Here is a 13,645-nt window from a genome sequence, read left to right as displayed (position 1 = left end):
AGTTTTTCTGCGTAGGTGGTGGGCAGGAGGGACTGGCGAAACTAGAAAGGGAAAAACAGTGGCACCAGCCACATCACCAACAGGCCGTAGATGAGGCTGATGGGGAACCCCATCCGCAGGTAGTCGACGAAGCGATAGTTACCGGCGCCGTATACCATAAGGTTGGTCTGGTAACCGTAGGGGGTAAGAAAGCTGGCGCTGGCGCCATAGGCGACCACCATGACGAAGGGCATGGTGGAGACACCCAAACTTTCGGCCAGCCCCCAGGCTACCGGGAATGCCAGGGCCGCGGCCACGTTATTGGTCACCAGCTCCGTCAGTACCATGGTGAGCAGGTAGATGCTGAGTAGCGCCACCCAGGGAGAGGCGCTGCTCGCATCCGGAACCACGAGCGCCACCGCCCGGTCTACCAGCCCTACATCCTGTACGACCTGGGCAATACCCAGGGCGCTGCCGATCACCAGCAATAGCTGGTAGGGGAAGCGTTGTACCAGCTCGGGAACACTGACCCAGCCCGACAGCAGATAGAGGCTCAGCAAAAGGATCAAACCATCGAACAGTGGCAGCAGGCCACTGGCGGCCAGGGCGATAACGGTGATGAAGGCAAGTAATGAAACCAGGCTACCCCTGGGGCTCAAGCGCCCTCCTCCCTGTTCGCTACTGATCAGGTGCAGATCGCCGCTATCGCGAGCCCGCTGTTCAAAATCCTCTCCGGCAGAGAGCAGCAAACAGTCTCCCACCTGCAGCTCTATGCTCCCGAGCTTACCCGAGAGTTGCTCATGTCCTCTATTGACCGCAACCACAGCTGCGTCGTAGCGGCTGCGAAATCCCGTATGCTTAAGCGACTTACCCACCAGGCTGGAAGTGTTGGAAACCACCGCCTCTGCCATGCCCCCCTGTATTGCTTCGCCCCCTTCGGCTTCGTGGGGCAGTGCCAACCCCTCGATGGCATCCAGTTGCTGCAAGTTCCCCGTTTCGCCATTAAACAGCAAACGATCGCCCGCCTCGAGGAGCAGGTCGGGACTTACCGGCGCAATAACACGCTCGCCCCGCACCAACTCCACCAGGAAAAGTTTATCGAGTTGGCGCAGTTTGTTTTCCCGCACCGTCCGGCCTACAAGCGGCGCCCCCTCCTCGACCCGGGCTTCAGCGAAATAACGGCGCTGCTGCCGCTTCACTGATGGGTAGCTGGGCAGTAACCTGGGCCCCAGGAGAACGCAGGCCAATATGCCGGCGACTGCAAGCGGTATACCTACCCACATGAAGTCACTCAATCCCAGCGGAGTCCCCCCCGCCGCCTCTACAAAACTGTTTACGATCAGGTTGGTGGAGGTACCGATAAGGGTTGTGGTGCCCCCCAACACAGCGCCGTAGGAGAGCGGGATCAACAAACGGGAGGGGGCAATACGCTCCTGGGAAGCGATGCGTCCCATAAGTGCAGCGACCACCGCGGTGTTGTTGAGAAAGGCCGACAGGAGCGCAGCCAGGGAACCCAGGCGCAACAGCGAGCGGCGCTCGCCGCGATTCAGAAGCGTTCGCGTTGCCCAATCCAGCAGCCGACTTTTTTCCAGCCCTACCGACACCAGCAGAAGCAGCAGCAGGGTCAGCAGGGAACCGTTGATAAAGTTGGAAAGCATCTGGGAGCGTTCTATCAGTCCCAGAAGGTAGAGGCCGAGCAAGCAACCGCCGAACAGAAATGCCGGGCGGACACGGGTCGTCACCAGCGCTGCCAGCAGCGCCACCAACGCCAGCAATACGATCCATTCAGCGCTCGCCATGATAAGATCCTTGTATCACGCCCTAACGCTGGTTCGGTTTGTCGGGCTGAAGCCCGACCTCCGCGTACAGGTACGCAGGGCATTATTCAGTTGCTGCTAGATATACCCGTTCGCCTCCATATAGTCGATGAGACGCCCTACACAGGCCTCTACCGGTAAGGTTCCGGTATCGATAGTCACATCGGGCTTGCGGGGAATTTCATACGCGGAGTCGATACCGGTAAAGTTCTGGATCTCTCCCCTACGTGCTTTTTGGTAGAGGCCTTTGGGGTCACGCTCCTCACAGACATCCAGGGGGGCGTTCATATAGACTTCAATAAACTCTTCGGTATCCAGCAGACCCCGCACCATATCGCGCTCGGCCGCAAAGGGAGAGATAAAAGCGCTCATAACAATGACTCCGGCATCGACAAAGAGCTTGGCCATCTCCCCGATACGGCGGATATTCTCCACCCGATCTTCATCGGTAAAACCCAGATCTTTATTCAAACCGTGGCGAACATTGTCACCGTCGAGCAGATAGGTATGAAACCCTCGGCGGTGGAGTTCCTGCTCCAGGGCATTGGCGATGGTTGACTTTCCAGAACCACTGAGTCCGGTAAACCAGACCAGACAAGGCTTCTGCTTAGCCAGCCGGGCTCTATCGGCCTTGGTAACCGCCTGATCATGCCATACGATATTGCTCATTATGCACCCACCCTGATTGATAAAATCCTTTGCAGTCCATTCTAGGTAGGGGGCCACTATAACGCCAACCCATCCTATCCATAGTATGTAAGGCTCAACGAAAAAAGCCCCTGCTTAGGGGCCTTGAATACGACAGAGGCGAGCGCTCCTAGATGAGGCACTCCTCTTTGGTATGCCCTTGGTCAAAGTAGGCCTGAAACACCTTGGGAGTGCGACCACGTCCAGTCCACTGGTGAACCTTACCCTCGGCATCGGTGATCTGATATTTGGCAGCCACCTTGGTGCCAGCCTTTTTAGGCGCTTTAGCCTTGCGGCCACGTTTTGCCTTTTCAACGCCAAGGTCTTTCGGGCTCAACCCCGCCTCGTTCATCAGCTTTTTGATCTCCTCAAGCTTTTTCTGCTTTTTGGATTCAATCTGCTTTTTCTCGTCGGCCTTGCGCTTTTTAATGACATCGCCAAGGTTAGCAGCAAGCTTTTCAAGCTCCTGGTTAGTAAGAGACTTGATGGTCTTATTCAGAGTGGTTTTCTTTAACAGAGATTTACCAAGGTCAGACATTCTTAATATCCTTCTTTGAATGAATAGTTTAAAGATGGGTTAATTATTATACGACCTTTAGATAAAAACAACTGGCAAAAGAAAACATCGATGTATTTATATTTTGTCGTGGATTAAGTTTATGTTTAAGGTGCCCGCATAAAATGGATCAAAAAATCCCGCCGAAGCGGGATCTTATATCAGGCTGCCGTTATATTGCGTATCACCTCTGCCAGATGCTCCGCATGCCGGGTACAAAGCCGCTCATCGTCGGCTTCCACCATAACCCGGATCAGGGGCTCGGTACCCGATTTACGCAGCAATACACGGCCCCGATTATCGAGCGAATGCTCGGCGTCATTAACCGCCTGGACCACACGATTGTCGGTCAAAGGATCCTGCACATCCTTGCCAAAGCGAACATTAATCAGCTGCTGTGGAAACTTAACCATACCGGCCTTGAGCTGCGCTAATGAAGTATTGTTCTCCAGCGCTGCCGCCAACACCTGCAGGGAGGCAACGATAGCATCACCGGTGGTCACCTCATCCAGCACCAGAATATGGCCCGAGTTTTCGCCCCCCAGGCACCATCCCCGCTGATGAAGTTGTTCCATGACATAACGATCACCGACCTTGGCACGGACGAAAGGGATGTTGTGATCGGCAAGGGCAAGCTCCAACCCCAGATTACTCATCTGGGTGCCGACCACTCCCCCTTTAAGAGTTCCCTTATCCAAGGCCGAACGAGCCAATATAAACAGAATCTGGTCGCCATCGACCACCTCTCCCTGATCATCGACCAGCATTAAGCGATCGGCGTCCCCATCGAGGGCGATGCCGAGATCCGCGCCATGCTCCTTAACAGCGGCTACCAGGCTATCGAGATGGGTCGCTCCGCACTCAGCATTAATGTTCACACCGTTGGGTTGATCATTAATGCTGATCACATCGGCTCCCAGTTCCCTGTAAACGGCAGGGGCGATCTTGTAGGCAGCACCGTTTGCGCTATCAACCACAATCTTGAGCCCCCGTAAATTAAGCTGGGCGGGAAAGGTACCCTTACAAAACTCGATATAACGACCTGACGCATCATCCACCCGGCGAGCCTTACCCAACGCGGCGCTTTCGACACACTCAATGCCCTGTTCCAGGGCCAAGGCAAGCAACGCTTCAATATCATGCTCCTGCTGGTCCGAAAGCTTGGTACCCTCGCCGGAAAAGAACTTGATCCCATTGTCATAGTAGGGGTTATGGGAGGCGCTAATCACGACCCCGGCATCGGCACGAAAAGTAGAGGTGAGATAAGCCACGGCCGGGGTTGGCAAGGGGCCAGCCAGCGCAATATTGATACCCGCGGCGGAGAACCCCGCCTCCAGCGCCGATTCGAGCATATAACCACTGGCCCGAGTGTCCTTGCCGATCAGCACCTCTTTGGTACCGGAAGCTGCCAAAACCTTGCCGGCGGCCCATCCCAAGCGCATGGCGAAATCAGGGGTCATGGGAAACTCACCCACACGCCCACGCACCCCGTCGGTGCCGAAATAGTGTCGTGTCATAAATATACTCTTAAATTTAAGCCGGTTTATTTCTTAACCGCATCACCGGCACCGCTTCCGGTTGCCGTCATCAGGATATAGCGGAAATAGCCCTTCAAGGTGAGGGAGTCAATCATCTCCCGGTCTGTTTTAGCTAACAGTGCAGGGGTCGACATATCAATATTATTGATTTGCGCCAATCCGGTGATACCCGGCAGAACGTCATAAACACCCAGAGTTTCGCGCTCTTTAATGAGTTCCTCTTGATTAAAGAGGTTGGGACGAGGGCCAACCAGGCTCATATCACCCTTGAGAACATTGATCAGCTGTGGAAGTTCATCGAGCTTGGTTTTTCTCAAAAACGCGCCGAGCTTGGTGATTGAGGAACTGCTGGCCAAATGGCTTGCCACCGAAGCCGTATCGACACTCATGGTACGAAACTTAATCAGTTTGAATGGCTTCTGATGTCTACCCACACGCGTCTGAATAAACACAGGAGACCCTGTATCAAACAAGCCAACTATCACAACCAGCAAAAGAATAGGCCAAAGAAATAGAAGCCCTAATAGCGAAGCGAAAAAATCTATGACTCGAATCATTATTGTGAACCCATAATTTCATTGAAAGAAATGGCGGTCTCTTTAAAACCACTGGCAACGCTTTGTGGAGGAGTCCACCCCAAGGTCTCTTTGGTGTACGAAATATCGAGAGAGAGCGAACCGGTCAAACGTGCAACCACTGCTTCCTTGCGCAACACTTTACCTGCCAGGTCGAAAATCCAGAGTGGTAGCGGGAAATTACGCTTGGATACACCCAAAGCACGTGACATTTCATCGATCATTTGGGCGGTAGAAAGATCATGATCATCGGAGACCAGGAAGATTTTATTAGCCGCCTTGGGGTGATCAATACAGGTGATAATTAAATCAACCAGATTGTGAACTGAAACCAGGCTGCGCCGGTTCGAGGTAATAGCACCAAAAGGCAAAGGAGTACCTTTGTTCACCAGATTCAACAGAGACGCAAAATTTGCTTTCACCCCTGGGCCATAGACCAATGGAGGCCTGATGATAACCACCTCCAGACCCGTCTCTTCAGCCAATGCAAGCAAGCCCGACTCTGCCTCGGCCTTGGATACACCGTAGGCATCTTCCGGTGCGGGGATATCCAAATGGGTAAAACGTGCATTACCCAAGGTCCGTTCACCGTTTACCTTGATGGAGCTGATAAAGATAAAACGTTTCACACCGGCCGCAGCGGCCTGGCGGGCAAGGTTAAGAGTGCCAGCGACATTGACCCTGCGATATTCAGCCAAGGGATCTGCCGCTTCGTCTTTCATGATGTGGGCACGGGCGGCAGCGTGGATGACGACTTGTTTATCGGTTAAGGCGTTTGACCAACAAGTCTTATCAGCGAAATCGCCAACAGCGTGTGAGAGACAGTGATCAAAGTCTCTATCTGAACGCAGCGCGACTTCAACTTTAATCCTTTCACGATCAGCTAACTGCCCCAACAGATAATAGCCAACAAACCCTGTCGCGCCGGTCAGCAGTATATTTGATAGCTCCCTCATGGGTTGATAAGCTCCTGATAAATCCCCATGTGTTGCTCTACAATCTTCTCAATCGCAAATTCAGTTTCAGCCAAATTCCTGCCAGCAAGCCCCATTTTCAGGCGCAACGTTCGATTCTCTGCCAAAGTTTGAATGGCATCAGCCAGTGCAACTGGATCTTTAACCGGCACCAAGATCCCAGTTTCACCAGGAGTAATGGCATCCCTGCACCCTGGCACATCCGTAGTCACAACCGCACGCCCGCAGGCAGCAGCCTCAACCAAACTCTTTGGTAAACCTTCTCGATATGATGGAAGGCAAACAATGCTAGCACCCGCATACTGCCTAGCTATATCATTGCGATAACCTAATAACTCAATACCACTTTCATCAGCCCACTGATCCAGCTCCTGCTGAGTCACACTGGTAGGATTACCAGGGTCGGGGGAACCGATCAATCGCACGACTATTTGCACACCACGCTGCTTAATCAGCCTTGCTGCCTCAACAAACTCAAATACACCTTTATCCTTGAGCAAGCGCGCCGCCATCACTACTACGGGGACACCCTCAGGTTCCGGCACACACGGATAGTCCTCGAGGACAACCCCTGAACCTCGAATCATGCGCACCTGATTTTGCGTTAGGGCTCCAAGAGAAAGCAAAGTATCACGATCATCCGGGTTTTGAAAAATAACCGCCAAGCGCCTCTGCTTAAATGCAGAGCGATACAAGCCGGTTACCAACCATCGACGTACCCTTGCAGATTTCGATTCAGCCATAAAAACCGTCCCCAACCCAGAAACAGCGCTAACGACAGCTTTTATACCTGCTACTCTCGCGGCAATACCGCCATAGAGCACAGGCTTGATCGTGATAAGGTGCATCAAGTCCGGCTTTAGTCGTCGAGAGAGACTAAGCAAGCACCAAAGAGTAGTCAATTCATTCAAAGGATTCTGGCCACTTCGTGCAAAAGGCACTACATGGTGGGTAAATCCGCTAGCTTGAATGTGAGCTACATCAGCGCCGTCAGCGGTTGCCACATGCACTTCATAACCCGCACTCTGTGCAGCAACGGCCAACGGAAAACGGTGAGACAGAAAAAATTCCGGCGCATTCACCACGAACAGAACAACTTTAGGTCGGATAGCCAAGTTACACTTATCCCGCATTCTCAATATACCAAGGCATCGCCTTGGCTATGCCATCCATAATGGGGTACACAGGCGCATAACCCAGCATGCTGGCAGCCTTACTAATATCGGCTTGGGAGTGACGCACATCACCGACACGAAAATCACGATACACCGGAGAGTTCTTATAGGGCTTACCATTTTCCTTCAACGCGGCTTGAAGAGCATTAAAAAGATCGTTCAGGGTAGTACGATCACCCACTGCCACGTTGTAAACCTCATTTTTCGCCTTAGAATCTGCTGTAGCTGCCAATAGATTGGCTTGGACTGCATTTTCGATAAAACAGAAGTCGCGGCTGGTTTCACCATCCCCGTTGATAAAAACATCATCCCCCTGAATCATTGCAGCGGTCCATTTCGGGATAACGGCGGCATAGGCCCCATTGGGATCCTGGCGTTTACCGAACACATTAAAATAGCGAAGACCAATAGTATTGAAGCTATAGGTTTTGGCAAACACATCGGCATAAAGCTCGTTGACATATTTTGTCACCGCGTAGGGTGAGAGTGGCTTGCCAATATTTTCTTCAACCTTGGGCAGTGCCGGATGATCGCCGTAGGTTGAACTGCTGGCCGCGTAAGTAAAGCTCTTCACACCGGCATCACGAGCAGCCACCAGCATATTCAAAAAGCCACAGATATTGGTGGCATTACTCGTGATCGGATCATTAATGGAGCGCGGAACCGATCCGAGCGCGGCCTGATGCAGCACATAATCCACCCCACTACAGGCTCGCTGACAATCTTCCAGATTACGGATATCACCTTCTAAAAAAGTAAACCCGGGCCATTGCTGTGGGCTTACCATTCGCTCAACTTCATCAAGGTTGTGCCGGTGACCGGTGGCAAAATTATCCAGACCTACCACTCGCTGGTTGAGCTTCAGCAAGTGTTCCAGCAGATTTGATCCGATAAAACCGGCCACACCGGTGATCAGCCAGACTTTGGGGTCGTCTGGTAGAGTTTCAAGTAATTGAGAATAGGCAGTCATCATCCATATGCTCAGCCTTTATTGAGGGCTAAGCATCCTTAATAAAATGGTACAGAAAGGGAGTTACAAGCGCAGGTCGCTGGCATCAGCCGGAAGAATGTATTTCAGGTCATAGAGTACATGTACTGGCTTACCAAGGGCACGGATCTCACTAGCCCCCATATCGGCAAACTGCTTATGCGCCACAGCAATCACCACTGCATCGTAATCACCCGATTTTGGTTCATGAATAGGAGTGATGGCGTACTCATGCTGGGCTTCCTGTGGATTAATCCAGGGATCGTAGCAATCTACCTGAACACCGTAGTCCCGCAACTCGCTGACGATATCAACCACTTTTGTATTGCGAAGGTCCGGGCAATTTTCCTTGAAGGTAAGACCCATGAGCAATACACGGGAGTCCTCAACCTGAATGCGTTTTCTCAACATTCCCTTGACCAACTGGCTGGCCACATAGGCGCCCATGCCATCATTCAAACGGCGACCAGCCAAGATGATATCAGGATGGTAGCCGACGGCCTGAGCCTTATGGGTAAGGTAATAGGGATCAACACCTATGCAATGACCGCCCACCAGACCAGGGCGAAACGGCAGGAAATTCCACTTGGTACCGGCGGCTTTCAACACCTCTTCGGTATCGATACCGAGTTTGTTAAAAATCAAGGCCAATTCATTGATAAGACCAATATTCACATCACGCTGGGTGTTCTCGATCACCTTGGCGGCCTCTGCCACCTTAATGGAGCTGGCCTTGTGGGTACCGGCGGTAATAATGGAACGGTAAAGCTGATCAACGGTTTCCGCCACTTCGGGTGTTGAACCGGAAGTTACCTTAAGGATGGTCGTAACGCGATGCTCCTTGTCGCCTGGATTAATACGCTCAGGGCTGTAACCACAGAAAAAGTCCTTATTGAAGGTGAGACCCGATACCCTCTCCAGCACCGGCACACAATCCTCCTCGGTTGCACCGGGGTAGACGGTGGATTCGTAAATAACGATATCACCCTGCTTGAGCACTTTGGCAATAATCTCGCTAGCCTTGATCAGCGGTGTAAGGTCCGGTTGCTTATGCTCATTAATGGGGGTTGGTACGGTTACGATAAACACATTGCAGGCTTTGAGATCTTCAAGCGTGCTGGTGTAGGAGAGGTACTGAGCTTCTGCCAGCTCATCATCGCCTACTTCCAGCGTACTGTCATGACCTCGCTGAAGCTCAGCCAGACGTGCAGTATTAATATCAAAACCCAAAGTTGGGTATTGTTTGCCAAATTCGACCGCGAGGGGCAAGCCGACGTAGCCGAGGCCAATGATGGCAATATTATAATTGAAATCGATACTCAAATTGAGATACTCCATATTGGCTGCTAATTGATAAAGTTATAATTGGCGGAAAACTTCAAGATAACTCTGAGCCATTTTATCCAACGTGAATTTTTGCGCCTGCTGCCTGGATGATTGAGCAAGGCTATGAGCCCCCATAGAATGTATATCGACTATCGCCTTACGAATAGCAGAAACCCACTCATTAACAGACGTTGGCTGATTCACAAGAGTAACGGATGGGGTTGAATCACCCAATACCTCTCGCAGGCCATCCACGTTGGAAGCAACAACGGGCAGACCTGTGGACATACCCTCCACAGCCACCAGACCGAAGCCTTCCCAGAGGGACGGGATAAGCTGGATATCAGCGGCATGCAGATGTGACTCTATGACATCAGACCACCCCAGCAACTGTACTTTATATTCCAATTGCTCGCTTTGAATGATCTTTTGAAGACGTGTACGGTCTGGGCCTTCACCAATGATAGTGTAAGTTTCAATTTCATCCTTAAGCTGAGCAATGGCACTGATTGATGTAGCAAAGTTCTTCCTAGAAGAGAGTGAGCCTACAGATATTAAATGTGGTAACCGCCTATCTAGCAAAGGCCTTTCGGGCAGGGAGTAGATCCGCGAACCATTGGGAATAGTCACCAAACGCTTGGCAATCTCAGGCCCTACCCATTTAGCAAGAGACTGTCGAACACCATTACTAATACAAATAACACGAGAGTAACGAGAATAAAAAAAACGGTCTAAAAACCTAACTATTGGAAACACCCTTCTTTTATTATTAGTGCTATGCTCAGTATATACAAGCTTCAAGTTACGCAACCCTATACATGCAAACACCACATAAAAGAATGGCCAGGTAAGGTTAACATTTACAACTACAACCTCATCAGACAACGAAATAATATTTTTTAACACCCTCCTCACACGAAAAATATTAACAGGATTACGTGGATTTAAACCAAAAACAACTTCACCTTCTTGCAGCTCCGACTGGTCGCCACAAAAATATATTGCACACGAATCCTCACCAAGCTTTTTGTATATTTTGTTAATTTCCCTAACAAGAAGCTCTGCACCACCACCCTTCAAGGATGAAATAACATTAACCAACATAATTATAATTTAAAAATAAAGTAATTCAAAATCGCATCTCTCTCAGCGCCTACCTACTGACCTTTCTCCCGAGTTAGTATCGCCCCTTTCACTTAACGACCACAAATAGAAGAATATGAAATAGAAAGCAGCCATACCCTGTGCATTATTATACAAAAAAAGACCTTTGAAATGAAACGCGAGGATGGAAAAAACAACCAGCATAACATATAGGGGATATTTGAATAAGAATAAATACACAAAATAAAGAACAAAGCACAGCTTTATTAGCAGGAATAGGACACCTCCAAATAGAATATCCTGCATATAACCAGCATCAGTGTATACAAAAGTACCATCATTAACTGCGCCCAGCCCGAAAATAACAACAGCCTCACCCGGCCAGAAATACATCTGCTGAATCAGATACTCCGCTGACCGATCACTAGAAAATAGAAAGAAACTTATCATCCAATTTTTATAAGACCGCAATGCAGGAAGGTCCAGCAAAAGATATATAAGAGCTGTACCTGTAAGCATAAAGAAAATGAAATAAATTATTCGTGACTTGAATACATAGAACAATGCAGGTGCTATTGCAAAAAAGGCGGTTCTTGCTGCAAAAAAACCGCTTATTGCAGTAAATGCGATTGAAATAGCCAGCATTGCACTTTTAGATTTTGAATGCACAAGATAAAAAGCAAACAGAAAAACAATCAAGCCATAGGCTGTACCTATACTGAAATAGCCCGAACCTGATATAAAAGAGTTTCGATAAGGGTTTGCACCTAAACTATCACTGATTACATTTGATTTAAAAACACTCAGGAACTGGAAGTATTCAGGATAGGTACCAGCCGAAAAATTCACTACCGCATTGAATACGTACACAATTACCAATGCTTTTATGAATTCAGGAGGTTTTTTTTCTGAGTAAAAAATCAGGTACGTAGAAAAACAAGATACAAAAACAAAAAATGCCTTTAACCAGGATAGTATGAACTCTACATTCTCACCACCATTTATGATTATTCTTATAATAATAAACGCACCTGCTACAAAAAAAATAGAAAATAAGGGCAAAGACTTATTGATGAAAAATTTGCAATTACTCTTTCCAGAATTTTTTAGCTTGAGTAGAGAAAATGGTGCCAATAACAATGAAACAACCAGGGAAAAACCTATGCCATTAGGAAAAAATGGTAACTGCGGATCAAAGGCAGATAGGAACAAGAATAAATATGGATAAATCATTTAAACTACCTTACAAAAAGTTTACTTTTGATTGGTAAATATAAAATTTTTATAATGTAGTTAAACGAACGCTTTTCGAATAGCGCAAAGGGATTTAAACGCAAAACACGCATAAACGCATATAAACTTTTTTTCTGCGATGAACTCTGCAAATCAATAGCTTCAGATAATTGACAAGCAGCTTGAGCCTTACGATACAGCGAATGGTCTTTATAGTCTGCGATAATAATCTTTCTTGCAGCACTCATTACATCCACCTTTCCGCTCATGTTACTTTCATGCCTTCTATAATAAATTAAAGGGGTGTCTAATGATGAAATAATTGAACCGGCATGACTAATTCTAAGCCACATATACCAATCTTCGATATAAAGGCCTTGAGGATATAATCCTGCGGAAGTTAATTTCTTAAGCCTGATCATTTGCGTTGGCGTGGCCAAAGATCTTTTCATCAAAAAAAGATCTTTGAAGCTAACAAAACCGTTAAATCCTTTTCTCGTCTTCACGACCTTTCCATTGTCATCAATAATATACATACCACCAAAAACTGCATCACACTCTGGATGTTTTTGGAAATACTGCACTTGTAAGCTGGTCTTTCCCGGCAACATCATATCATCTGATGCAATTGCCGAATAAAATTCACCTTTACACCATTCTATAGCTTCATTTAGAGTCGCACACAAACCTTTATTCGGTCTTGCCCTAAACTCAAACCTTACAAATCGCCCCTCACACTCTTCCACCAGTTCTTCAATTTTACTTACAGATCCATCCTTTGAGCCATCATCGATTATGATAAGCTCTATATTTTCATAATCTTGCTCCATAACACTTACAATACATTTCTGAACGTATTTTTCATGGTTATAACAAGGAATTACAATACTTACGAGCGGCTTTGGCGAAAATTCAATCATTTGTTCAATCTTATGTCCGAGTTAGGGAACCTGCGAACAAGTTCCAATTTCATGGCCCCCAGCCTGACACCGTTTTAACGACCGTTTTACGGTTATAAGCGGCAAACGTGACTTGGCATATAACGGTCAAAGCGATGAGTGTGTAGAGAATTTAAAACACCGATAATAAAGATGAAAATAAACAGAGGCCCCATTACATCTGGGCGCTGATAAATTGATGCAGCAAAAACCAAAATAAATAATAGCAGCCTATCACTCCACACTCTAGAAAAGAAACCGAGCAGCGCCAGATAGCAAGAAGCCATCTCCACAAAACCAACTACTCCAGTTTTAACAAAAATAGACTTCCACGTTGACTCTCCGGAATTTGTGTAATCCCTCAAACCAAAAAAAACACCAACCAAATCACCACTCACCCACTCATCAAATTTATTTTGAAACTCACCATTAATACGATTATTACCACTAAAAGAACCATCTACAAAATTAACCCTATCGACAGTATACTCAAAAAACTGGCTATTAATATTGACAAAAAAACACAACCAACAAGTAAAAAGCAAGAGAAAAACTAATAATTCCAGAAACCAACAAAACAACATCAGATACACTATTAAATTTTAAGCAATCAGCCACTAAAACAAGCGCACAAATAGTACCCACCACCCCAGGCTCTTCGAATGGGCCCATAAACCTGTACATTGACCTATCTAACATATAGTCCAAAATAATACTAAAAGGATATAGGGCATATCCTTGTCCTTCATCTACTT

Annotated in this window: 13 protein-coding genes; all 13 read right to left on the bottom strand. The window is 48.0% G+C overall.

Annotated elements, in window-relative coordinates; translation table 11 throughout:
- Positions 1 to 41: 41 nt before the first annotated feature.
- The 13 genes from D0544_RS05190 to D0544_RS05130 all read right to left on the bottom strand — a co-directional run bounded on the left by D0544_RS05190 (position 42) and on the right by D0544_RS05130 (position 13,474).
- Positions 42 to 1,778, bottom strand: a complete 1,737-nt coding sequence (locus tag D0544_RS05190) for an SLC13 family permease (protein WP_125014933.1) — start codon at positions 1,776 to 1,778, stop codon at positions 42 to 44.
- Positions 1,779 to 1,874: 96 nt separating this feature from the next.
- Positions 1,875 to 2,465, bottom strand: a complete 591-nt coding sequence (gene cysC / locus D0544_RS05185) for an adenylyl-sulfate kinase (protein ID WP_125014932.1) — start codon at positions 2,463 to 2,465, stop codon at positions 1,875 to 1,877.
- A gap of 148 nt (positions 2,466 to 2,613) precedes the next feature.
- The gene (locus tag D0544_RS05180; RefSeq protein ID WP_125014931.1) at positions 2,614 to 3,021 is read right to left on the bottom strand and encodes an H-NS histone family protein; all 408 of its coding nucleotides are present in this window, start codon (positions 3,019 to 3,021) and stop codon (positions 2,614 to 2,616) included.
- Between the two features lie 179 nt (positions 3,022 to 3,200).
- Positions 3,201 to 4,556, bottom strand: a complete 1,356-nt coding sequence (gene glmM / locus D0544_RS05175) for a phosphoglucosamine mutase (protein WP_125014930.1) — start codon at positions 4,554 to 4,556, stop codon at positions 3,201 to 3,203.
- Positions 4,557 to 4,582: 26 nt separating this feature from the next.
- Positions 4,583 to 5,134: a sugar transferase gene (locus tag D0544_RS05170; protein ID WP_125014929.1), complete on the bottom strand. Its 552-nt coding sequence runs from the start codon at positions 5,132 to 5,134 to the stop codon at positions 4,583 to 4,585.
- Positions 5,134 to 6,108, bottom strand: a complete 975-nt coding sequence (locus tag D0544_RS05165) for a UDP-glucose 4-epimerase family protein (protein WP_125014928.1) — start codon at positions 6,106 to 6,108, stop codon at positions 5,134 to 5,136. The genes D0544_RS05170 and D0544_RS05165 overlap by 1 nt, the downstream gene beginning before the upstream one ends.
- Positions 6,105 to 7,241, bottom strand: a complete 1,137-nt coding sequence (locus tag D0544_RS05160; protein ID WP_207905765.1) for a glycosyltransferase family 4 protein — start codon at positions 7,239 to 7,241, stop codon at positions 6,105 to 6,107. The genes D0544_RS05165 and D0544_RS05160 overlap by 4 nt, the downstream gene beginning before the upstream one ends.
- Positions 7,242 to 7,248: 7 nt before the next feature.
- Complete coding sequence (locus D0544_RS05155) at positions 7,249 to 8,274, bottom strand: NAD-dependent epimerase/dehydratase family protein (protein ID WP_279387262.1); 1,026 nt, start codon at positions 8,272 to 8,274, stop codon at positions 7,249 to 7,251.
- A 60-nt stretch (positions 8,275 to 8,334) separates the two neighbouring features.
- A complete protein-coding gene (tviB, locus tag D0544_RS05150) occupies positions 8,335 to 9,627 on the bottom strand; it encodes a Vi polysaccharide biosynthesis UDP-N-acetylglucosamine C-6 dehydrogenase TviB (protein WP_125014926.1) in 1,293 nt (430 codons plus the stop codon).
- A 21-nt stretch (positions 9,628 to 9,648) separates the two neighbouring features.
- Positions 9,649 to 10,719, bottom strand: a complete 1,071-nt coding sequence (locus tag D0544_RS05145) for a glycosyltransferase family 4 protein (RefSeq protein ID WP_125014925.1) — start codon at positions 10,717 to 10,719, stop codon at positions 9,649 to 9,651.
- Between the two features lie 42 nt (positions 10,720 to 10,761).
- Entirely contained in the window at positions 10,762 to 11,952 is a 1,191-nt protein-coding gene (locus tag D0544_RS05140) for a hypothetical protein (RefSeq protein ID WP_125014924.1), read from the bottom strand.
- 5 nt (positions 11,953 to 11,957) lie between these two features.
- Entirely contained in the window at positions 11,958 to 12,872 is a 915-nt protein-coding gene (locus tag D0544_RS05135) for a glycosyltransferase (RefSeq protein WP_125014923.1), read from the bottom strand.
- A 92-nt stretch (positions 12,873 to 12,964) separates the two neighbouring features.
- Positions 12,965 to 13,474, bottom strand: coding sequence for a hypothetical protein (locus D0544_RS05130; protein WP_125014922.1), 510 nt, complete (start codon positions 13,472 to 13,474; stop codon positions 12,965 to 12,967).
- Positions 13,475 to 13,645 lie beyond the last annotated feature (171 nt).

This window comes from Aestuariirhabdus litorea (assembly GCF_003864255.1).
Taxonomy (GTDB): domain Bacteria; phylum Pseudomonadota; class Gammaproteobacteria; order Pseudomonadales; family Aestuariirhabdaceae; genus Aestuariirhabdus; species Aestuariirhabdus litorea.
Note: the sequence above shows the minus strand (reverse complement) of the source record. Positions and strands in the feature narration are given on the sequence as shown.

Coding starts and splice junctions, on each gene's coding strand:
- D0544_RS05165 (WP_125014928.1), bottom strand. CDS start 6,108: ATGAGGGAGCTATCAAATATACTGCTGACCGGCGCGACAGGGTTTGTT.
- D0544_RS05135 (WP_125014923.1), bottom strand. CDS start 12,872: ATGATTGAATTTTCGCCAAAGCCGCTCGTAAGTATTGTAATTCCTTGT.
- D0544_RS05145 (WP_125014925.1), bottom strand. CDS start 10,719: ATGTTGGTTAATGTTATTTCATCCTTGAAGGGTGGTGGTGCAGAGCTT.
- tviB (WP_125014926.1), bottom strand. CDS start 9,627: ATGGAGTATCTCAATTTGAGTATCGATTTCAATTATAATATTGCCATC.
- D0544_RS05140 (WP_125014924.1), bottom strand. CDS start 11,952: ATGATTTATCCATATTTATTCTTGTTCCTATCTGCCTTTGATCCGCAG.
- D0544_RS05170 (WP_125014929.1), bottom strand. CDS start 5,134: ATGATTCGAGTCATAGATTTTTTCGCTTCGCTATTAGGGCTTCTATTT.
- D0544_RS05190 (WP_125014933.1), bottom strand. CDS start 1,778: ATGGCGAGCGCTGAATGGATCGTATTGCTGGCGTTGGTGGCGCTGCTG.
- glmM (WP_125014930.1), bottom strand. CDS start 4,556: ATGACACGACACTATTTCGGCACCGACGGGGTGCGTGGGCGTGTGGGT.
- D0544_RS05180 (WP_125014931.1), bottom strand. CDS start 3,021: ATGTCTGACCTTGGTAAATCTCTGTTAAAGAAAACCACTCTGAATAAG.
- D0544_RS05130 (WP_125014922.1), bottom strand. CDS start 13,474: ATGTTGTTTTGTTGGTTTCTGGAATTATTAGTTTTTCTCTTGCTTTTT.
- cysC (WP_125014932.1), bottom strand. CDS start 2,465: ATGAGCAATATCGTATGGCATGATCAGGCGGTTACCAAGGCCGATAGA.
- D0544_RS05155 (WP_279387262.1), bottom strand. CDS start 8,274: ATGATGACTGCCTATTCTCAATTACTTGAAACTCTACCAGACGACCCC.